The sequence below is a fragment of the Bacillus sp. YBWC18 genome, from assembly GCF_002998775.1.
GTDB lineage: Bacteria > Bacillota > Bacilli > Bacillales > Bacillaceae > Bacillus.
The window spans coordinates 19122-38159 of sequence record NZ_PVRI01000009.1; the positions used below are offsets into that span (position 1 = coordinate 19122).

Sequence of the window (19038 nt, forward strand, 5' to 3'; positions counted from 1 at the left end):
TTAGATCACCTCGGCTGTACCGCCAGCAGCTTCAATAGCTTCTTTCGCAGAAGCAGAGAATTTATTGGCTTTTACAGTTAATTTTTTTTCTAATTTACCGTTGCCAAGAATTTTTACTCCTGCTTTTAACTTGCTTATTGCACCAGTCTCTAGAAGAAGTTCAGGAGTTACTTCCGTTCCTTCGTCAAAACTGTTTAATCTGTCTAAGTTGATAACCGCGTAATCTTTACGGTTGATGTTTGTAAAACCACGTTTTGGAAGACGTTGGAATAAAGGCATTTGACCACCTTCGAAACCAGGGCGTACACCGCCGCCAGAACGAGCGTTTTGACCTTTATGACCTTTACCAGAAGTTTTACCGTTACCTGATCCAATACCACGACCAACACGGTTGCGTACTTTACGTGAACCTTCTGAAGGCTTCAATTCATGAAGTTTCATTTGGGCACCTCCTTATCGATTAAAAATGTTTTATTGTTCTTTAACAGAAACTAAATGAGACACCTTGTTAATCATGCCGCGGATCGCTGCATTGTCTTCATGTACGACTGTTTGGTTTGTTTTCTTAAGACCAAGAGTACGAACAGTGACACGCTGATCTTCTGGGCGACCGATTACACTGCGTTTGAGGGTAATTTCTAATTTATTTGCCATTAATGTTCCCTCCTTATCCTAACAGGTCTTCTACAGATTTTCCACGAAGCTTCGCAACGTCTTCAGCACGTTTAAGTTCACTTAAACCCTGAAGTGTTGCGCGGATCATGTTGATCGGTGTATTAGAACCTAGAGATTTAGAAAGGATATCAGCTAGACCAGCAAGCTCAAGAACCGCACGCACTGGGCCTCCAGCGATAACTCCTGTACCTTCTGAAGCAGGCTTCAATAGAACGTTTCCTGCACCGAATCGACCGATGATTTCATGTGGAATTGTAGTTCCAACCATTGGTACTTCAATTAAATTCTTTTTCGCATCTTCAACAGCTTTGCGGATCGCTTCTGGTACTTCTTGTGCTTTACCAGTACCGAAACCTACATGACCGTTTTTGTCACCGACAACAACTAAAGCTGCAAAACGGAAACGACGTCCACCTTTAACAACTTTCGCTACGCGGTTAACCGTAACTAAGCGTTCTTCTAACTCTAATTTGCTTTGGTCAATACGACTCATTCGGATGTGTCCCTCCTTCTTTTATTAAAATTTAAGTCCAGCCTCACGAGCAGCTTCAGCTAGAGCTTTTACACGTCCATGATATAAGTATCCTCCGCGGTCAAATACCACGTTAGAGATTCCTTTTTCAACAGCACGTTTTGCAACAAGTTCGCCAACTTTAGTAGCAGCTGCAGCGTCAGAACTATTCTCGATCTTTAACTCTTTATCAAGAGTAGAAGCACTTACAAGTGTTACACCGTTAACATCATCAATTACTTGAGCGTAGATGTTCTTGTTAGAACGGAAAACGTTAAGGCGAGGTCTTTCAGCAGTACCTGAAAGTTTCGCACGAACACGAGCGTGTCTTTTAAGACGAGTAGCGTTTTTGCTAGTTTTCGTAATCATCCGAGTCACTCCTTTCTTCACATTAAGCGATCTTACTTACCAGTTTTTCCTTCTTTACGGCGAACGAATTCACCTTCGTAACGAATTCCTTTACCTTTGTAAGGCTCTGGAGAACGGACAGCGCGGATGTTAGAAGCTAGAGCTCCCACACGCTCTTTATCGATACCTTTTATGACTACTTTCGTTTGAGATGGAACTTCGACTTCAACTCCAGCCTCAGGAACGATTTCAACTGGATGAGAGTATCCAACGTTAAGAACAAGTTTGTTTCCAGATTTAGCTGCACGGTAACCGACACCGATAAGTTCTAAACCTCTTTCGAAACCTTTAGATACACCTTCAACCATGTTTGCAATTAAGCTACGTGTTGTACCATGTAAAGCACGGTGTTCTTTATGATCAGACGGACGGCTTACAGTTAAGACGCTGTCCTCAATTTTAATTTCCATATCAGGGTGAAATGTACGAGTTAGTTCACCTTTTGGTCCCTTTACTGTCACTGTGTTATCGTTGTTTGTCACAGTAACTCCTGAAGGGATCTCGATTAGTTTTTTACCTATACGAGACATACCAAGCACCTCCATTCATCTTAAACTTTTTTTACCATACGTAAGCAAGTACTTCTCCACCAGCTTGTTTAGCACGGGCTTCTTTGTCCGATAAAACACCTTGTGATGTAGAAATAATTGCGATTCCAAGTCCGTTAAGTACACGTGGTACTTCATTTGATTTCGCATATACACGTAAACCAGGTTTACTGATTCTTTTTAGACCAGTGATAACACGCTCGTTGTTTTGGCCATATTTAAGGAACATACGGATAATTCCTTGTTTGCTGTCTTCAACATATTCAACGTCACGGATAAAACCTTCACGCTTTAAGATTTCAGCAATTTCTCTTTTGATTTTTGAAGCCGGTACTTCTAGCTTCTCATGACGTACCATGTTCGCATTGCGAATACGAGTCAGCAAATCTGCAATCGGATCTGTCATAACCATTATTTAATAACCTCCTTCCCATTTATGGGGATTACCAGCTGGCTTTTTTAACGCCAGGAATTTGTCCTTTATATGCAAGTTCGCGGAAACAAATACGGCAAAGTTTAAACTTGCGAATTACTGAATGTGGACGTCCACAACGTTCGCAGCGCGTATACTCTTGAACTTTAAACTTTTGTTTGCGTTGTTGTTTCGCAATCATAGACTTTTTAGCCACGATTTCGCCTCCCTTTCATTGATTATTTCTGGAACGGCATACCTACTTGAGTTAATAACTCACGTGCTTCTTCGTCCGTATTGGCAGTCGTAACGATAACGATATCCATACCGCGGACTTTTGTTACTTTATCGTAATCAATTTCTGGGAAGATTAACTGTTCTTTAATACCAAGCGTGTAGTTTCCACGACCGTCGAAAGATTTCTTAGAAATCCCGCGGAAGTCACGTACACGTGGTAAAGATACAGAAATAAGTTTATCAAGGAAATCGTACATGCGCTCTCCGCGAAGTGTTACTTTCGCACCGATTGGCATTCCTTCACGTAGACGGAATCCAGCAATAGACTTCTTCGCACGAGTAACCACAGGTTTTTGACCAGCGATAAACGTTAATTCTTCAACAGCAGTATCGATTGCTTTAGCGTTTTGAACGGCGTCACCAACACCCATGTTGATCACGATTTTTTCGATTTTTGGCACTTGCATTACTGATTTGTATTCAAACTTAGAAACTAATGCAGGTGTAATTTCTTTTACATACTTTTCTTTAAGGCGGTTCATGAGAAAGACCTCCCTTCCTTATTTACTATTTATCTAGAACTTGCCCAGATTTTTTCGCTACACGGACTTTCTTTCCGTCCTCAACTTTATACCCAACACGTGTCACTTCACCCGTTTTAGGATCAAGCGGCATTACGTTTGATACGTGGATCGGCGCTTCTTGTTCAGAAATTCCGCCCTGAGGGTTAGCTTGGGTTGGTTTAGAGTGTTTTTTCACAAGGTTAATACCTTCTACTAAAACACGGTCATTCTTAGGGAAAGCAGCAAGGATGACTCCTTGTTTACCTTTATCTTTACCAGAGATAACCACTACTTTATCGCCCTTTTTAACATGCATTTAATCGCACCTCCTTGAGTCGCGGATTGTATTCATTAAAGTACTTCTGGTGCTAGAGAAACAATTTTCATATAGTTGTTTTCACGAAGTTCACGTGCTACTGGTCCGAAGATACGAGTTCCACGCGGGCTCTTGTCGTCACGGATAATGACACATGCATTTTCATCGAAACTGATGTAAGATCCATCGTTTCTGCGAGCTCCGCTCTTTGTACGAACGATAACTGCTTTCACAACTTCACCTTTTTTGACAACGCCTCCTGGTGTTGCTTGTTTAACCGTACAAACAATGACATCACCGATGTTAGCCGTCTTACGTCCAGAGCCACCAAGAACTTTAATCGTTAGTACTTCGCGTGCGCCAGAGTTGTCAGCTACTTTTAAACGAGTCTCCTGTTGAATCATTAATGTTACCTCCTTTCGGAAAAAGAAATCCGAACTTTATTAGATAATAACGGCTTCTTCGACAACTTCAACTAGACGAAAGCGTTTAGTCGCAGATAAAGGACGAGTTTCCATGACCTTTACGATGTCTCCGATTTTTGCTTGGTTGTTTTCATCATGTGCTTTGAACTTCTTAGAGTATCTTACACGTTTGCCATAAAGTGAATGCTTTTTGTATGTTTCAACTACAACAGTGATGGTTTTATCCATTTTGTCAGAAACAACACGACCTTGATACACTTTACGTTGGTTACGTTCGCTCATGTTTGCGGGGCCTCCCCTCTAATTATTATTTATTAGCAGCGATTTCTCTTTGACGAATCACAGTTTTCATGCGTGCGATTGATTTACGCACTTCACGAATGCGAGCAGTGTTTTCAAGCTGCCCAGTCGCTAATTGGAAACGAAGATTGAAAAGTTCTTCTTTAAGAGACTTTACTTTTTGTTCAATTTCAGCAGTGGTAAGGTCACGAATTTCATTAGCTTTCATTTGATTCACCACCAATTTCTTCACGTTTTACGAACTTCGTTTTAATTGGCAATTTGTGAGATGCAAGACGAAGAGCTTCACGAGCAACTTCTTCAGACACACCAGAAATTTCAAATAAAACTTTGCCCGGTTTTACTACAGCTACCCATCCTTCTGGAGCACCTTTACCGGAACCCATGCGGACTTCTAGAGGTTTAGCTGTGTATGGCTTAGAAGGGAAAATTTTAATCCAAACTTTACCGCCACGTTTCATGTAACGAGTCATAGCAATACGAGCAGCTTCGATTTGACGGTTCGTGATCCAAGAAGCTTCAAGAGCTTGGATACCGTACTCACCGAAATGTACTTCAGTGCCACCTTTTGCACGACCACGCATTTTCCCACGATGTTCTCTGCGATACTTCACGCGTTTTGGCAATAACATATTATTTTCCTCCTTCCGCAGTATTCTTCTTAGTTGGAAGGACTTCTCCACGATAGATCCATACTTTTACGCCAAGCTTACCATAAGTAGTGTCAGCTTCAGCAGTAGCATAGTCGATGTCAGCACGAAGTGTGTGCAACGGAACAGTACCTTCACTGTAATATTCAGAACGAGCAATATCTGCACCGCCAAGACGACCAGAAACCATTGTTTTGATTCCTTGTGCTCCAGCACGCATTGTGCGTTGGATTGTTTGTTTTTGTGCACGACGGAATGAAATACGATTTTCAAGTTGACGAGCGATGTTTTCAGCAACTAGCTGAGCATCAAGATCTGCTCTCTTGATTTCAAGAATGTTGATGTGTACACGTTTGCCAGTTAGGCTGTTAAGAGCTTTACGAAGTGCTTCAACTTCAGATCCGCCTTTACCAATTACCATACCTGGTTTAGCCGTGTGGATTGTGATATTTACGCGGTTTGCAGCACGTTCGATTTCTACTTTAGAAACAGACGCGTCAGACAAACGCTTGCTGATGAATTCACGGATTTTCAAGTCTTCATGTAAGAAGTCAGCGTAATCTTTTCCTGCGAACCATTTAGATTCCCAATCACGAATGACGCCAATACGAAGACCTACTGGATTTACCTTTTGACCCACGGATTATCCCTCCTTCTTTTCTGATACAACGATTGTAATGTGGCTAGTACGTTTGTTAATTGCGCTCGCACGACCCATAGCACGTGGACGGAATCTCTTAAGTGTTGGACCTTCGTCAACGAATGCTTGAGTAATCACTAGGCTGTTAGCGTCCAACTCGTAGTTGTGCTCAGCGTTTGCGATAGCAGATTTTAATACTTTTTCAATAATTGGTGAAGCAGCCTTAGGTGTAAGGTTTAAGATAGAAACTGCTTCTCCTACTTGCTTACCTCGGATCAGGTCCATTACTAGACGTGCTTTACGAGGAGCAATACGGACTGTTCTTGCGACAGCTTTAGCTTGCATTTAAAAGCCTCCTCTCATTAGCGTCTTGTTTTTTTATCGTCACTAGCATGACCTTTGTAAGTACGGCTTGGTGCGAATTCGCCCAATTTGTGACCTACCATATCTTCAGAAATGAAAACAGGTACATGTTTGCGTCCGTCATAGACAGCGATTGTGTGACCGATGAATTGTGGGAAAATTGTAGAACGACGAGACCAAGTTTTTACGACTTGCTTTTTGTCAGTTTCATTCAATTTCTCGACTTTAGCCATCAAATGATCATCAACAAATGGTCCTTTTTTTAAGCTGCGAGCCATTGTGGAACCTCCCTTCGTGATTGAACTACGGTCCTAAATGAACCGTAGACAACCCCGTTACTTGTTTTTACGACGACGTACAATGAATTTATCAGACTTGTTGGTTTTCTTACGAGTCTTGAATCCAAGAGTCGGTTTACCCCATGGAGACATTGGTGATTTACGTCCGATTGGAGCGCGTCCTTCACCACCACCGTGTGGGTGATCGTTAGGGTTCATTACAGAACCACGAACTGTTGGGCGTACGCCTTTCCAGCGAGAACGTCCAGCTTTACCGATGTTAATTAATTCGTGTTGCTCGTTTCCAACTTGACCGATAGTCGCACGGCAAGCAGAAAGAATCATGCGAACTTCTCCTGAGTTCAAACGTACAAGAACGTATTTACCTTCTTTACCAAGAACTTGAGCAGAAGTACCAGCAGAACGAACTAATTGTCCACCTTTACCTGGTTTTAATTCAATGTTATGCACAACTGTACCAACTGGGATGTTGATAAGTGGAAGAGCATTACCTGGTTTGATGTCAGCTTCTGATCCAGAAGTAACTTCAGTACCAACTTGGATTCCTTTCGGAGCAAGAATGTAACGTTTCTCACCATCTGCATAGTTTACAAGAGCGATGTTCGCTGAACGGTTTGGATCATACTCGATTGTAGCAACGCGTCCAGGTATACCGTCTTTATCACGCTTAAAGTCGATGATACGGTATTGACGTTTATGACCGCCACCTTGATGACGAACAGTCAATCTACCTTGGTTGTTACGTCCGCCTTTTCTGTGAAGCGGTGCAAGCAACGATTTTTCTGGTTTGTCAGTCGTGATTTCAGCAAAATCTGAAGTAGTCATGCCACGACGACCATTACTGGTTGGTTTATACTTTTTAATCGCCATTTTGAATTTCCCTCCTTCTTTTTAAGATTTACGCTTCAAAAATTTCGATTTCTTTGCTGTCAGCAGTTAATTTCACGATCGCTTTTCTGCGACGGCTAGTCATACCAGTGTAGCGTCCAACGCGTTTAGATTTTCCTTTGTAGTTTTGAACGTTGACTTTCTCAACTTTCACTCCAAAGATTTCTTCAACAGCGTCTTTCACTTCTGTTTTGTTAGCTCTGACATCAACTTCGAACGTGTACTTCTTCTCTGTCATTAGATCAGCAGAACGTTCAGTAATGATAGGGCGCTTTAGAACATCACGAGGATCTTTCATTATGCAAGTCCCTCCTCTACTTTTTCAACCGCTGCTTTAGTGATCAGAAGTTTGTCGTGGTTGACAACGTCAAGAACGTTGATACCGTTAGCTTCAACAACTGTTACTCCAGGGATGTTACGAGCAGATAAAGCAACTGTTTCGTTTGCATCCGCAGTGACGATCAACGCTTTCTTCTCAACAGATAATCCTTTAAGGATGCCTGCGAATTCTTTCGTTTTCACTGCATCAAGAGTCAAATCTTCAAGAACGATGATGTTGTTGTCGATTACTTTAGAAGACAATACTGACTTGATAGCCAAGCGGCGAACTTTTTTAGGTAATTTATATGAATAACTGCGTGGTGTTGGACCGAATACGATACCGCCTCCGCGCCATTGTGGTGAACGAATAGAACCTTGACGAGCACGACCTGTACCCTTCTGTCTCCAAGGCTTACGACCTCCGCCACGTACTTCAGAACGAGTTTTTACTTTATGAGTTCCTTGACGTAAGGAAGCTCTTTGCATAAGAATAGCATCGAATACTACGCTTTCGTTTGGCTCGATTCCAAACACAGAAGCGTTTAATTCGATTTCACCGTTAGTAGAACCGTTTTGGTTAAATAATGCTACTTTTGGCATGACTTGTTTCCTCCTTTCCTAAGAGAGTTATTTAGATTTAACTGCACTCTTTACAGTTACTAGAGATTTTTTAGCTCCTGGTACATTTCCTTTGATCAATAGTAGATTGCGTTCTGCATCAACTTTAACGATCTCAAGGTTTTGGACAGTGATTTGCTCTCCGCCCATACGACCTGGAAGAAGTTTACCTTTGAATACTCGGTTTGGATCAACAGGTCCCATTGAACCAGGACGACGGTGGTAACGTGAACCGTGAGTCATTGGTCCGCGTGATTGTCCGTGGCGCTTGATAGCCCCTTGGAATCCTTTACCTTTTGATGTTCCTGTTACATCTACGATATCTCCATTTGCGAAAATATCAACTTTGACTTCCTGACCAACTTCATACGCATCTAACTCCGCACCGCGTAATTCTTTTACGAAGCGCTTAGGAGCAGTTTCCGCTTTAGCAACGTGGCCCTTCTCTGGTTTGTTAGAAAGCTTTTCACGTTTGTCGTCAAAACCGATTTGGATTGCTTCATAGCCATCCGTGTCAGTAGTCTTCTTTTGAAGAACAACGTTAGCAGCAGCCTCAACAACAGTTACAGGGATAAGATCACCGTTTTCTGCGAATACTTGCGTCATACCAATTTTTCTACCTAAGATTCCTTTGGTCATTAGTCACACCTCCTATAATATGTGTTTTCTATTTGAATTAAAGTTTGATTTCGATATCTACACCAGATGGTAAATCTAAACGCATAAGTGCATCAACTGTTTGTGGAGTTGGATTCACGATGTCGATTAGACGTTTGTGAGTACGCATCTCAAATTGCTCACGAGAATCTTTGTACTTATGCACCGCACGAAGGATTGTGTAAACTGATTTTTCAGTTGGAAGCGGGATTGGACCAGATACACTAGCACCAGAACGCTTAGCCGTTTCAACAATCTTCTCAGCAGATTGATCAAGAATTCTATGATCATATGCTTTTAAACGAATACGAATTTTTTGTTTTGCCATTATTTTCCCTCCTTTTCGCCTACTTACGTTAGACAGTTCTCCGTGAGAAAAACCTGATCACCTTGCCATGGCAAAGCGGCCGGGTGTGTCAGCAACCTCTCACTTCATCGCAGTCAAAGACCAACATGCACTATTGTACCAAATTGGCCTGCGTGTTGCAATAATAAATCGGATAAATTTATGATTTGCACACTTTTCATATTATACAGGGGTTCAGCCTATAAATCAAGCTTTCCCTGAAGATGATGTACAGCAGTCTTTTTTATGGTACGGATAAATTCTTCTGGTTCTTCTAGATGCGGGGAATGTGCAGATTCTTTAAAGGTGAACCATTCTTTGATTGGTGCTGTTAATTGATCAACATATGGTTTTGATACAGCAGCTGGTGTAATCATGTCATATGCGCCAATGATAAAGTAGCAAGGTATTAATATAGTAGAAACTCGGTATTCAATGCTCTCATTCATCAATTCATCCCATAGCATGTCCTGACTAAACTTCTGTCCTTTAAGGAACTTCCACTTATCTTTCAGTTGATATTCCTTATTAAAAAGAAATCCGCGCAGCATTTGAATAAGCGGCCTCCACCTATGTGTGAGACCTACGCTTCCGAGCTCTTTATAGAGAGAGAACAGAGCATGAGCTGATATTCGTTTCCACGGAGGAGGCGTCAGTAATCGCAGGCACCAAGTAAACAACCGATTCCGATGGTATTTCTCCAAAAGGAGCTCGTACGACACAATATCTTCTTTTAATACATCTACTACCTGACTAATTCCATAATAAGCATGATATAGATCTGGACGCTTATGTACTGCTTGTATGGCGATTAATGATCCCCATGAATATCCTGCGATGTACAATTTTGATTGACCTAGATATGAAAGGACTTTCTCTGTCAGTTCAATCGTATCTTCAATAAATTGCTGAATGGTCATGGAAGTATCGGGGAGATTCTTTTGATATGAAAGTCCCGCGCCTCGCTGATCCCAATGAACTACTGTAAAATCTTGATTAAGTTCCTCATGAAACGAGTCAATATAGCTGATTTGAGCGGAGCCGGGCCCACCGTGTAAAAATAAAAGAACAGGCTTCGCTTCATTTGTGTGATCTTCTTTGATCATAATCCATTGGTCAACCCCGCCGATTAACCATTTCTTCAAATATATCTTCGCCATTCCAGTGATCCTCTCGGTTCCAATTAGATTCTATAGCTTATAGTAGCCGTTCTGATCTGGAAAAGCAAAAAAAGAGACCCTTTTGCAAGGAGTCTCTTTTATATGTTTTATTACTTAATGATAGTTGAAACGACGCCAGAACCTACAGTACGTCCACCCTCACGGATAGAGAAACGAGTTCCTTCTTCGATAGCGATAGTAGAGATAAGTTCAACTTCCATCTCAGTGTTATCGCCAGGCATTACCATTTCAGTACCTTCTGGAAGATGTACGATACCAGTTACGTCAGTTGTACGGAAGTAGAACTGCGGACGGTAGTTAGCGAAGAATGGAGTATGACGTCCACCCTCTTCTTTAGAAAGTACATAAACTTCAGCTTTGAAACGGCTATGTGGAGTGATTGTACCTGGTTTAGCAAGTACTTGACCACGTTGGATATCTTCACGAGATACACCACGAAGTAGTGCACCGATGTTGTCACCAGCTTCAGCATAGTCAAGAAGCTTACGGAACATTTCAACACCTGTAACAGTTGTTTTACCGTTTTCTTCTTGAAGACCGATGATTTCAACTTCGTCACCGACTTTAACTTGTCCACGCTCAACACGACCAGTAGCAACTGTTCCACGACCAGTGATTGAGAATACGTCCTCAACTGGCATCATGAATGGCTTCTCAGTGTCACGCTCTGGAGTTGGGATGTACTCATCAACCGCATCCATAAGTTCAAAGATTTTTGCTTCGTAATCAGCATCACCTTCAAGAGCTTTAAGAGCAGAACCTTTGATAACAGGTACATCGTCACCAGGGAAGTCATAGTCAGAAAGAAGGTCACGAACTTCCATTTCAACAAGTTCAAGTAACTCTTCATCGTCAACCATGTCACATTTGTTAAGGAATACTACGATGTATGGTACACCTACGTTACGAGAAAGTAGGATGTGCTCACGTGTTTGTGGCATTGGACCATCAGCAGCAGATACTACTAAGATCGCGCCGTCCATTTGAGCAGCACCAGTGATCATGTTTTTAACATAGTCAGCGTGTCCTGGGCAGTCTACGTGTGCATAGTGACGAGTTTCAGTTTCATACTCAACGTGTGCTGTTGAGATTGTGATTCCACGCTCGCGCTCTTCTGGAGCACCATCGATTTGGTCATAAGCCATAGCCGTACCTTTACCAGATTTCTTATGAAGAACTGTTGAGATAGCAGCAGTTAGAGTTGTTTTACCATGGTCAACGTGTCCAATTGTACCAATGTTAGCATGCGATTTGGAACGGTCGAATTTTTCTTTAGCCATTCTAAAAATCCTCCTTAAAGGTTCATTGTATTTGGTATAGAGTGATAGAAAGTGAAGAGTTACCTCTCACTTTCTGATCTTCAATAGTAGTTATACTTTAGTTTAAAGGCAAAATCAATTATTCACCTTTATTTTTTTTGATGATTTCTTCACTGATGCTCTTAGGCACTTCTTCGTAGTGATCCATGTGCATAGTGAAAGTACCGCGTCCTTGTGTATTAGAACGGAGTGCAGTTGCATATCCGAACATTTCAGAAAGTGGAACCATTGCGCGAACAACTTGAGCGTTACCGCGAGCTTCCATACCTTCTACACGTCCACGACGAGATGTGATATCACCCATGATGTCTCCCATGTATTCTTCAGGGATAACGACTTCCACTTTCATCATTGGCTCAAGTAGAACTGGGTTACATTTGCTGACAGCATTTTTCAATGCCATAGATGCAGCAATTTTAAACGCCATTTCGTTAGAGTCAACATCGTGGTAAGATCCATCAAATAATTTTGCTTTGATGTCGATTAATGGGAATCCAGCTAATACACCATTTTCAAGTGAATCTTCAAGACCTGCTTGAATAGCTGGAATGTATTCACGAGGAACAACCCCACCGACGATTGCATTTTGGAATTCGAAGCCTGCGCCTTCTTCGTTTGGTTCGAATTCGATCCAAACGTGTCCGAACTGACCGCGTCCACCAGACTGACGTACGAATTTACCTTCAACTTTTGCACCAGAACGGAATGTTTCACGGTACGCAACTTGAGGAGCTCCTACGTTAGCTTCAACCTTGAACTCACGCTTCATACGGTCAACAATGATATCAAGGTGAAGCTCACCCATACCAGAGATGATCGTTTGACCAGTTTCAGTGTTTGTTTGTGTACGGAATGTTGGATCCTCTTCAGCTAGTTTAGCTAAAGCGATACCCATTTTATCTTGGTCAGCCTTAGACTTAGGCTCGATTGCTACATCGATAACTGGCTCTGGGAATTCCATAGACTCAAGGATAACAAGACTTTTCTCGTCACAAAGAGTGTCACCAGTTGATGTATCTTTAAGACCTACAGCTGCTGCGATATCCCCTGCATATACAGTAGAGATTTCTTCACGGCTGTTTGCGTGCATTTGAAGGATACGTCCAACACGCTCACGCTTGTTCTTAGAAGAGTTCTTCACGTAAGAACCAGAATCAAGTGTTCCAGAGTATACACGGAAGAAAGTTAGTTTCCCAACATAAGGGTCAGTCATTACTTTAAAAGCAAGGGCTGCGAATGGTGCGTCATCAGTAGACTCACGTACAACCTCTTCATTTGAATCTGGCAAGGTACCTTTGATTGCAGCAACATCAGTTGGTGCAGGAAGGTAATCAAGCACAGCGTCAAGTACAAGCTGAACACCTTTGTTTTTGAAAGCAGATCCAACAAGAACTGGATAGAATTCAACATTCAACGTTCCTTTACGGATTGCAGCTTTCAATTCAGGAATTGTAATTTCTTCACCCTCAAGGTATTTTTCCATAAGCTCTTCGTCAAGCTCAGCGACAGCTTCAATTAGGCTGTTGCGAAGCTCTTCAGCTTTGTCTTTATACTCAGCAGGGATTTCTTGTGCATCAGAGCGAGTTCCAAGGTCATCTTCGTAGAAGTATGCTACGTTTTCTACAAGGTCGATGATTCCTTCGAATTGATCTTCAGCGCCGATCGGCAATTGAATTGCATGAGCGTTCGCTTGAAGACGATCTCTTAATGTGCCTACAGAGTAAAGGAAGTCCGCACCTGTTTTATCCATTTTGTTAATGAATACGATACGAGGTACTCCGTAAGTTGTTGCTTGGCGCCAAACTGTTTCAGTTTGTGGCTCTACACCTGATTGTGCATCTAGAACAGTAACCGCACCATCAAGTACACGTAAAGAACGTTCAACTTCAACTGTGAAGTCTACGTGTCCTGGTGTATCGATGATGTTTACACGGTAACCTTTCCATTGTGCTGTAGTAGCAGCAGAAGTGATTGTAATACCACGTTCTTGCTCCTGCTCCATCCAGTCCATTTGGGAAGCTCCTTCGTGAGTTTCGCCAATTTTATGGATACGACCAGTGTAGTATAAGATACGCTCAGTCGTTGTCGTTTTACCGGCATCGATGTGAGCCATGATACCAATATTACGAGTTTTGTCTAAGGAGAACTCTCTTGCCATTGGGTAATTTCTCCTTCCTTATTAGGGAATAGTTTTTTTAGTTTGGTATAAATCCTACCAGCGGTAGTGAGCGAATGCTTTGTTCGCTTCTGCCATTTTGTGTGTATCTTCACGTTTCTTAACAGCAGCACCAGTGTTGTTAGCTGCGTCAAGGATTTCGTTAGCAAGACGCTCTTCCATCGTTTTTTCTCCACGAAGACGAGCGTAGTTTACTAACCAGCGAAGACCTAAAGTAGTACGACGGTCTGGGCGAACTTCTACAGGAACTTGGTAGTTGGCTCCACCTACACGACGTGCTTTAACTTCAAGAACTGGCATGATGTTTTTCAAGGCTTGTTCGAAAACCTCCATCGCTTCATTACCAGTACGTTCTTTGATGATATCAAATGACTTGTAGAGAATTGTTTGTGACTTTCCTCTTTTACCGTCGATCATCATTTTGTTGATCAAACGAGATACAAGTTTAGAATTGTAAATTGGATCTGGCAATACGTCTCTTTTTGCTACAGGACCTTTACGTGGCATCTGATAGCCTCCCTTCTCATTTAAAAGGATTTCTATCTGTCTCTCATCTCAATATCATTGTCAGTTGCCTGACTCCACTGATCTGATATCAACTTCTAAAAACCCTTATGTTTGTTTGTATTATTTGCTTTGTTTAGGGCGTTTTGTTCCGTATTTAGAACGTCCTTGCATACGACCGTCAACTCCGGCAGTATCAAGCGCACCACGAACGATGTGGTAACGTACACCCGGTAAGTCTTTTACACGTCCGCCACGGATAAGTACTACACTGTGCTCTTGTAGATTATGTCCGATACCAGGAATGTAAGCTGTTACCTCAATCAGGTTAGACAAACGTACACGAGCATATTTACGTAGTGCTGAGTTTGGTTTTTTCGGTGTCATTGTACCGACACGAGTACAAACCCCGCGCTTCTGTGGAGATGTTACGTTAGTGTGCTCTTTTTTGAAACTGTTGTATCCTTTGTTAAGTGCAGGAGACTTTGAGTTTTCAACTTTACTCACGCGTCCTTTGCGTATTAGCTGATTAATTGTAGGCATGTTGTTATTCCTCCCTTCGTTGCTTTTTTTATAACCCACATACCCAGGTGGTTCATCAAAAGGCAAAAAACAATGCTTTTGCATTTACACATGCAAAAACAAAACAAGTACGCTATAACATAATGGCAACAGCTGCTGCCCCAACTTCAATTCCGCAGGCTTTGCCGAGCTTTTTCATGGAATCTACCACTAAAATGTCTACACCCTTCTCTTGCGCTAGTTTTATTACACTAGCTGTTAAAGCAGGATCAGCATCTTTCGCTACGACGATTTCCTTTACTGAATCTCGTTTCAGAGCTTTTACTGTTTGCTTCGTACCAATAATAATGGATTGAGCCTGTGATACTTTATCATAAGACATCGAATATCCTCCAAAGTAACAGGTTTTATTTTGAGCACCTTGGTTATATTATCATCATGGCAGAAGGATGTCAATATCATATGACAGATTATCTTGACATCCTTCACCATTTTTTGATGATTTTATAGGAATCTCACGAGAAAGATTACTCTACAGGAACCATATCGTCAGACGGCTGCACTTGTGAAACCGGCTTAACTTTGCGGTAGTTTGGCATTCCTGTTCCAGCTGGAACAAGTTTACCGATGATAACATTCTCTTTCAAGCCAAGCAGTTCATCACGTTTTCCTTTGATCGCCGCATCTGTTAGGACACGAGTCGTTTCTTGGAAGGATGCCGCAGACAAGAATGAGTCTGTTTCAAGCGATGCTTTTGTAATACCAAGAAGAACTGGACGACCTGTTGCAGGACGTTTGCCTTCGAATAGTACTTTTTTGTTCGCTTCAGTGAATTGATGTACATCAAGAAGTGTGCCTGGTAATACATCTGTATCCCCTGCATCAGCGACACGCACTTTACGAAGCATTTGGCGAACCATTACCTCAACGTGCTTATCTCCGATTTCTACCCCTTGCATACGGTATACTTTTTGTACTTCATGAAGCAGATATTCTTGAACAGCTGTCATGTCAGTCACTTTAAGAAGTTCTTTCGGATCGATCGAACCTTCTGTCAGTACTTGACCACGAGTGACTTTGTCACCTTCAACAACTTTCAGACGCGCATTGTAAGGAGCTGTGTAAGAACGAGTTTCAACGTCGCCTTGAACCACAATTTCCTGCTGCTTGTCACGAACATCGTTAATTTCAGCAACGACACCATCAATTTCAGAAATGGTCGCTTGCCCTTTCGGATTACGTGCTTCAAATAGCTCTTGGATACGAGGTAAACCTTGTGTGATATCGTCTCCTGCTACCCCGCCGGTGTGGAACGTACGCATTGTAAGCTGTGTTCCTGGCTCACCGATTGATTGAGCAGCAATGATTCCAACTGCTTCACCGACTTCAACGTCAGTACCAGTTGCAAGGTTACGGCCGTAGCATCGTTTACATACACCATGAGGCGTGTTACATGTAAATGCAGAACGGATCCATACTTCCTCAATTCCTGCTTCAACTACTTCAAGTGCTTTATCTTCATCAATTAGTTCGTTTTCGTCCACAATGACTTCGCCCGTTTCAGGATGAACAATTGGTTTTCTTGCAAAACGTCCGATCAGACGTTCTTCAAGCTTCTCAATAATTTCATTTCCTTCTCTAATGGACTTCGCCAAGATACCACGGTCTGTACCGCAATCTGTTTCACGGATGATAACATCCTGTGCAACGTCGACGAGACGACGCGTGAGGTAACCTGAGTCAGCTGTTTTAAGGGCTGTATCGGCAAGACCTTTACGCGCTCCGTGAGTGGAAATAAAGTATTCCAATACGGTTAAACCTTCACGGAAACTAGATTTAATCGGAAGTTCAATGATACGTCCAGCCGGGTTGGCCATCAGACCACGCATACCAGCCAGCTGAGTGAAGTTAGATGCGTTACCACGCGCTCCAGAGTCACTCATCATGTAGATTGGGTTGACTTCATCAAGGGACTTCATCAGTTTACCTTGGATGACATCTTTAGAAGAACTCCAGATCGAAATGACTCTCTCGTAACGCTCTTCTTCAGTAATCAAACCACGTCTGAATTGCTTCAAGACGTTATCTACTTTTGCTTGTGCTTCTTCGAGGATCTTCTGCTTATCATCTAATACGACGATGTCAGACACACCAACCGTAATACCCGCTTTAGTAGAGTATTTGAAACCAAGATTTTTCATGCGGTCAAGCATTTTAGATGTCTCAGTGATATGGAATCTCTTAAAGATTTCCGCAATGATTTTACCTAAAATACCTTTTTTGAACGGCGCATTGATTTCTTGTTTCTCGATCGCAACTTTGACATCCTCACCTTTTTCAAGGAAGAAGCGGTCAGGCGTTTTTTCTTCAATATTGCTCTTTGTCGGCTCATTCATGTAAGGGAATGATTCCGGTAAGATTTCGTTAAAGATCAGTTTTCCAACTGTTGTAATCAACAATTTAGAACGCTGTTCATCAGTGAATGTCACATTCTTCAACGAGCTAGCTGCAACAGCTACACGTGTATGAAGATGCACATACCCATTTTGATAAGCTAGAAGGGCTTCGTCAGTATCTTTGAAGACCATACCTTCTCCGATAGCACCTTTACGCTCAAGTGTAAGGTAGTAGTTACCAAGCACCATATCCTGAGATGGCGTAACAACAGGTTTTCCATCTTTCGGGTTCAAAATGTTTTGAGCAGCAAGCATTAAGATACGAGCTTCAGCTTGAGCCTCAGCAGATAATGGTACGTGAACCGCCATTTGGTCACCGTCAAAGTCAGCGTTGTAGGCTGTACATACAAGTGGATGCAGACGAATTGCGCGTCCTTCCACAAGTGTAGGTTCAAACGCTTGAATACCAAGTCTGTGAAGAGTCGGTGCACGGTTTAGTAAGACTGGGTGCTCACGAATAACTGATTCTAAAACATCCCATACTTCCGGCTGCACGCGCTCAATTTTACGCTTCGCACTCTTGATGTTGTGAGCTAAACCTTTTTCAACAAGCTCCTTCATCACGAATGGTTTGAATAATTCAAGAGCCATTTCTTTTGGAAGTCCACACTGATACATTTTCAAATGTGGTCCTACGACGATAACGGAACGTCCAGAATAGTCAACACGTTTACCGAGCAAGTTTTGACGGAAACGTCCTTGTTTCCCTTTCAGCATATGAGAAAGAGATTTCAATGGTCTATTTCCTGGTCCTGTTACTGGTCGGCCTCTACGTCCATTATCAATCAAGGCATCGACAGCTTCTTGAAGCATACGCTTCTCGTTCTGAACGATGATGCTTGGCGCACCAAGATCTAATAAACGTTTCAGACGATTGTTACGGTTGATAACACGACGATAAAGGTCGTTTAAGTCAGAAGTAGCAAAACGTCCACCATCAAGCTGGACCATTGGACGTAATTCTGGCGGAATAACCGGAAGTACATCAAGAATCATCCATGATGGTTTGTTTCCTGAGTTACGGAAGGCTTCTAGCACTTCAAGGCGTTTAATCGCACGTGTACGACGCTGTCCTTGAGCAGTTTTCAGCTCTTCTTTCAGTGTATCTACTTCTTTTACAAGATCGATATCTTGAAGAAGTTTATTGATTGCTTCTGCACCCATAGCTGCTTGGAACGTATTACCGTATTTATCTAAATACGCACGGAATTCCTTCTCAGAAAGAAGTTGTTTCTTCTCAAGCGGTGTGTTGCCCGGATCTGTCACAACGTAAGAAGCGAAGTAAATCACTTCTTCTAACGCACGTGGTGACATATCAAGAACAAGACCCATACGGCTTGGGATACCTTTGAAATACCAAATGTGGGAAACTGGGGCAGCCAGTTCGATATGCCCCATTCTCTCACGACGGACTTTTGCCCGTGTTACTTCTACACCACAACGGTCACATACAACACCCTTATAACGAACGCGTTTATACTTTCCACAATGACATTCCCAGTCTTTTTGCGGTCCGAAGATACGTTCACAAAAGAGACCATCTTTTTCAGGTTTCAGTGTACGATAGTTAATCGTTTCAGGCTTTTTCACTTCACCAAAAGACCAAGAACGGATTTTATCAGGTGATGCGAGACCGATGTTCATATACTCAAAATTGTTCACATCTAGCAAGGGGCCTACCTCCCTTTTAATCTTCGGGTTAT

At 42.3% G+C, this 19038-nt stretch carries 28 protein-coding genes; all 28 read right to left on the reverse strand.

What is annotated here, in order from left to right:
• Window positions 1–441, reverse strand: coding sequence for a 50S ribosomal protein L15 (rplO, locus tag C6348_RS18030; protein WP_003216888.1), 441 nt, complete (start codon window positions 439–441; stop codon window positions 1–3).
• Window positions 442–471: 30 nt separating this feature from the next.
• Window positions 472–654, reverse strand: a complete 183-nt coding sequence (gene rpmD / locus C6348_RS18035) for a 50S ribosomal protein L30 (RefSeq protein WP_003217067.1) — start codon at window positions 652–654, stop codon at window positions 472–474.
• Window positions 655–667: 13 nt separating this feature from the next.
• A complete protein-coding gene (rpsE, locus tag C6348_RS18040; RefSeq protein WP_003217179.1) occupies window positions 668–1168 on the reverse strand; it encodes a 30S ribosomal protein S5 in 501 nt (166 codons plus the stop codon).
• A 24-nt stretch (window positions 1169–1192) separates the two neighbouring features.
• Window positions 1193–1555 carry a 50S ribosomal protein L18 gene (gene rplR, locus C6348_RS18045; protein WP_003216951.1) on the reverse strand — a complete coding sequence of 121 codons (363 nt, stop codon included), beginning with the start codon at window positions 1553–1555 and terminating at the stop codon, window positions 1193–1195.
• 32 nt (window positions 1556–1587) lie between these two features.
• Entirely contained in the window at window positions 1588–2124 is a 537-nt protein-coding gene (gene rplF, locus C6348_RS18050) for a 50S ribosomal protein L6 (protein WP_003217186.1), read from the reverse strand.
• A gap of 31 nt (window positions 2125–2155) precedes the next feature.
• On the reverse strand, window positions 2156–2554 hold the full coding sequence (gene rpsH, locus C6348_RS18055) for a 30S ribosomal protein S8 (RefSeq protein ID WP_003217040.1): 399 nt from the start codon (window positions 2552–2554) through the stop codon (window positions 2156–2158).
• 31 nt (window positions 2555–2585) lie between these two features.
• Window positions 2586–2771 carry a 30S ribosomal protein S14 gene (gene rpsN, locus C6348_RS18060; protein WP_008356542.1) on the reverse strand — a complete coding sequence of 62 codons (186 nt, stop codon included), beginning with the start codon at window positions 2769–2771 and terminating at the stop codon, window positions 2586–2588.
• A 22-nt stretch (window positions 2772–2793) separates the two neighbouring features.
• Window positions 2794–3333, reverse strand: coding sequence for a 50S ribosomal protein L5 (rplE, locus tag C6348_RS18065; RefSeq protein WP_003217159.1), 540 nt, complete (start codon window positions 3331–3333; stop codon window positions 2794–2796).
• A 25-nt stretch (window positions 3334–3358) separates the two neighbouring features.
• Window positions 3359–3670 (reverse strand): 50S ribosomal protein L24, encoded by a 312-nt coding sequence (rplX, locus tag C6348_RS18070; RefSeq protein ID WP_003217151.1) that lies wholly within the window; start codon window positions 3668–3670, stop codon window positions 3359–3361.
• Between the two features lie 35 nt (window positions 3671–3705).
• On the reverse strand, window positions 3706–4074 hold the full coding sequence (rplN, locus tag C6348_RS18075; protein WP_003216882.1) for a 50S ribosomal protein L14: 369 nt from the start codon (window positions 4072–4074) through the stop codon (window positions 3706–3708).
• Window positions 4075–4113: 39 nt separating this feature from the next.
• Entirely contained in the window at window positions 4114–4377 is a 264-nt protein-coding gene (rpsQ, locus tag C6348_RS18080; RefSeq protein WP_003216906.1) for a 30S ribosomal protein S17, read from the reverse strand.
• 25 nt (window positions 4378–4402) lie between these two features.
• Complete coding sequence (rpmC, locus tag C6348_RS18085; RefSeq protein ID WP_003217155.1) at window positions 4403–4603, reverse strand: 50S ribosomal protein L29; 201 nt, start codon at window positions 4601–4603, stop codon at window positions 4403–4405.
• Complete coding sequence (gene rplP, locus C6348_RS18090; protein ID WP_003156478.1) at window positions 4593–5027, reverse strand: 50S ribosomal protein L16; 435 nt, start codon at window positions 5025–5027, stop codon at window positions 4593–4595. The genes rpmC and rplP overlap by 11 nt, the downstream gene beginning before the upstream one ends.
• A gap of 1 nt (window position 5028) precedes the next feature.
• A complete protein-coding gene (gene rpsC, locus C6348_RS18095; protein WP_003217241.1) occupies window positions 5029–5685 on the reverse strand; it encodes a 30S ribosomal protein S3 in 657 nt (218 codons plus the stop codon).
• A gap of 3 nt (window positions 5686–5688) precedes the next feature.
• On the reverse strand, window positions 5689–6030 hold the full coding sequence (gene rplV, locus C6348_RS18100) for a 50S ribosomal protein L22 (RefSeq protein ID WP_007496316.1): 342 nt from the start codon (window positions 6028–6030) through the stop codon (window positions 5689–5691).
• A 17-nt stretch (window positions 6031–6047) separates the two neighbouring features.
• Entirely contained in the window at window positions 6048–6326 is a 279-nt protein-coding gene (gene rpsS / locus C6348_RS18105) for a 30S ribosomal protein S19 (protein ID WP_003216920.1), read from the reverse strand.
• Window positions 6327–6383: 57 nt separating this feature from the next.
• A complete protein-coding gene (rplB, locus tag C6348_RS18110; protein WP_106043924.1) occupies window positions 6384–7217 on the reverse strand; it encodes a 50S ribosomal protein L2 in 834 nt (277 codons plus the stop codon).
• A 28-nt stretch (window positions 7218–7245) separates the two neighbouring features.
• Window positions 7246–7533 carry a 50S ribosomal protein L23 gene (rplW, locus tag C6348_RS18115; protein WP_003217016.1) on the reverse strand — a complete coding sequence of 96 codons (288 nt, stop codon included), beginning with the start codon at window positions 7531–7533 and terminating at the stop codon, window positions 7246–7248.
• Window positions 7533–8156 carry a 50S ribosomal protein L4 gene (rplD, locus tag C6348_RS18120; protein WP_007496312.1) on the reverse strand — a complete coding sequence of 208 codons (624 nt, stop codon included), beginning with the start codon at window positions 8154–8156 and terminating at the stop codon, window positions 7533–7535. The genes rplW and rplD overlap by 1 nt, the downstream gene beginning before the upstream one ends.
• A gap of 27 nt (window positions 8157–8183) precedes the next feature.
• Window positions 8184–8813, reverse strand: coding sequence for a 50S ribosomal protein L3 (gene rplC / locus C6348_RS18125; protein WP_012008703.1), 630 nt, complete (start codon window positions 8811–8813; stop codon window positions 8184–8186).
• Between the two features lie 37 nt (window positions 8814–8850).
• A complete protein-coding gene (gene rpsJ / locus C6348_RS18130; protein WP_003156464.1) occupies window positions 8851–9159 on the reverse strand; it encodes a 30S ribosomal protein S10 in 309 nt (102 codons plus the stop codon).
• A 218-nt stretch (window positions 9160–9377) separates the two neighbouring features.
• Entirely contained in the window at window positions 9378–10337 is a 960-nt protein-coding gene (locus C6348_RS18135) for an alpha/beta fold hydrolase (RefSeq protein ID WP_106043925.1), read from the reverse strand.
• 110 nt (window positions 10338–10447) lie between these two features.
• Entirely contained in the window at window positions 10448–11638 is a 1191-nt protein-coding gene (tuf, locus tag C6348_RS18140) for an elongation factor Tu (protein ID WP_034283892.1), read from the reverse strand.
• Window positions 11639–11756: 118 nt separating this feature from the next.
• Entirely contained in the window at window positions 11757–13835 is a 2079-nt protein-coding gene (gene fusA / locus C6348_RS18145; protein ID WP_034665610.1) for an elongation factor G, read from the reverse strand.
• 54 nt (window positions 13836–13889) lie between these two features.
• A complete protein-coding gene (gene rpsG, locus C6348_RS18150) occupies window positions 13890–14360 on the reverse strand; it encodes a 30S ribosomal protein S7 (RefSeq protein ID WP_003216884.1) in 471 nt (156 codons plus the stop codon).
• A gap of 120 nt (window positions 14361–14480) precedes the next feature.
• Window positions 14481–14900, reverse strand: a complete 420-nt coding sequence (rpsL, locus tag C6348_RS18155; RefSeq protein ID WP_003216962.1) for a 30S ribosomal protein S12 — start codon at window positions 14898–14900, stop codon at window positions 14481–14483.
• Between the two features lie 112 nt (window positions 14901–15012).
• On the reverse strand, window positions 15013–15261 hold the full coding sequence (locus C6348_RS18160) for a 50S ribosomal protein L7ae-like protein (protein ID WP_034665612.1): 249 nt from the start codon (window positions 15259–15261) through the stop codon (window positions 15013–15015).
• A gap of 145 nt (window positions 15262–15406) precedes the next feature.
• Window positions 15407–19006 carry a DNA-directed RNA polymerase subunit beta' gene (rpoC, locus tag C6348_RS18165; protein WP_106043926.1) on the reverse strand — a complete coding sequence of 1200 codons (3600 nt, stop codon included), beginning with the start codon at window positions 19004–19006 and terminating at the stop codon, window positions 15407–15409.
• Window positions 19007–19038: the final 32 nt, after the last annotated feature.

Bases quoted from the DNA above. Each gene is read 5' to 3' on its own strand.
- C6348_RS18135 (WP_106043925.1), bottom strand. From the start codon at position 10,337: ATGGCGAAGATATATTTGAAGAAATGGTTAATCGGCGGGGTTGACCAA.
- C6348_RS18160 (WP_034665612.1), bottom strand. From the start codon at position 15,261: ATGTCTTATGATAAAGTATCACAGGCTCAATCCATTATTATTGGTACG.
- fusA (WP_034665610.1), bottom strand. From the start codon at position 13,835: ATGGCAAGAGAGTTCTCCTTAGACAAAACTCGTAATATTGGTATCATG.
- rplW (WP_003217016.1), bottom strand. From the start codon at position 7,533: ATGAAAGATCCTCGTGATGTTCTAAAGCGCCCTATCATTACTGAACGT.
- rplC (WP_012008703.1), bottom strand. From the start codon at position 8,813: ATGACCAAAGGAATCTTAGGTAGAAAAATTGGTATGACGCAAGTATTC.
- rpmD (WP_003217067.1), bottom strand. From the start codon at position 654: ATGGCAAATAAATTAGAAATTACCCTCAAACGCAGTGTAATCGGTCGC.
- rplF (WP_003217186.1), bottom strand. From the start codon at position 2,124: ATGTCTCGTATAGGTAAAAAACTAATCGAGATCCCTTCAGGAGTTACT.
- rpmC (WP_003217155.1), bottom strand. From the start codon at position 4,603: ATGAAAGCTAATGAAATTCGTGACCTTACCACTGCTGAAATTGAACAA.
- rplD (WP_007496312.1), bottom strand. From the start codon at position 8,156: ATGCCAAAAGTAGCATTATTTAACCAAAACGGTTCTACTAACGGTGAA.
- rplO (WP_003216888.1), bottom strand. From the start codon at position 441: ATGAAACTTCATGAATTGAAGCCTTCAGAAGGTTCACGTAAAGTACGC.
- rpsS (WP_003216920.1), bottom strand. From the start codon at position 6,326: ATGGCTCGCAGCTTAAAAAAAGGACCATTTGTTGATGATCATTTGATG.
- rplE (WP_003217159.1), bottom strand. From the start codon at position 3,333: ATGAACCGCCTTAAAGAAAAGTATGTAAAAGAAATTACACCTGCATTA.
- rplN (WP_003216882.1), bottom strand. From the start codon at position 4,074: ATGATTCAACAGGAGACTCGTTTAAAAGTAGCTGACAACTCTGGCGCA.
- rpsE (WP_003217179.1), bottom strand. From the start codon at position 1,168: ATGAGTCGTATTGACCAAAGCAAATTAGAGTTAGAAGAACGCTTAGTT.
- rplR (WP_003216951.1), bottom strand. From the start codon at position 1,555: ATGATTACGAAAACTAGCAAAAACGCTACTCGTCTTAAAAGACACGCT.
- rpsH (WP_003217040.1), bottom strand. From the start codon at position 2,554: ATGGTTATGACAGATCCGATTGCAGATTTGCTGACTCGTATTCGCAAT.
- rpsJ (WP_003156464.1), bottom strand. From the start codon at position 9,159: ATGGCAAAACAAAAAATTCGTATTCGTTTAAAAGCATATGATCATAGA.
- rplV (WP_007496316.1), bottom strand. From the start codon at position 6,030: ATGCAAGCTAAAGCTGTCGCAAGAACAGTCCGTATTGCTCCTCGTAAA.
- rpsQ (WP_003216906.1), bottom strand. From the start codon at position 4,377: ATGAGCGAACGTAACCAACGTAAAGTGTATCAAGGTCGTGTTGTTTCT.
- rplX (WP_003217151.1), bottom strand. From the start codon at position 3,670: ATGCATGTTAAAAAGGGCGATAAAGTAGTGGTTATCTCTGGTAAAGAT.
- rpsG (WP_003216884.1), bottom strand. From the start codon at position 14,360: ATGCCACGTAAAGGTCCTGTAGCAAAAAGAGACGTATTGCCAGATCCA.
- rplP (WP_003156478.1), bottom strand. From the start codon at position 5,027: ATGTTATTGCCAAAACGCGTGAAGTATCGCAGAGAACATCGTGGGAAA.
- rpsL (WP_003216962.1), bottom strand. From the start codon at position 14,900: ATGCCTACAATTAATCAGCTAATACGCAAAGGACGCGTGAGTAAAGTT.
- rplB (WP_106043924.1), bottom strand. From the start codon at position 7,217: ATGGCGATTAAAAAGTATAAACCAACCAGTAATGGTCGTCGTGGCATG.
- tuf (WP_034283892.1), bottom strand. From the start codon at position 11,638: ATGGCTAAAGAAAAATTCGACCGTTCCAAATCGCATGCTAACATTGGT.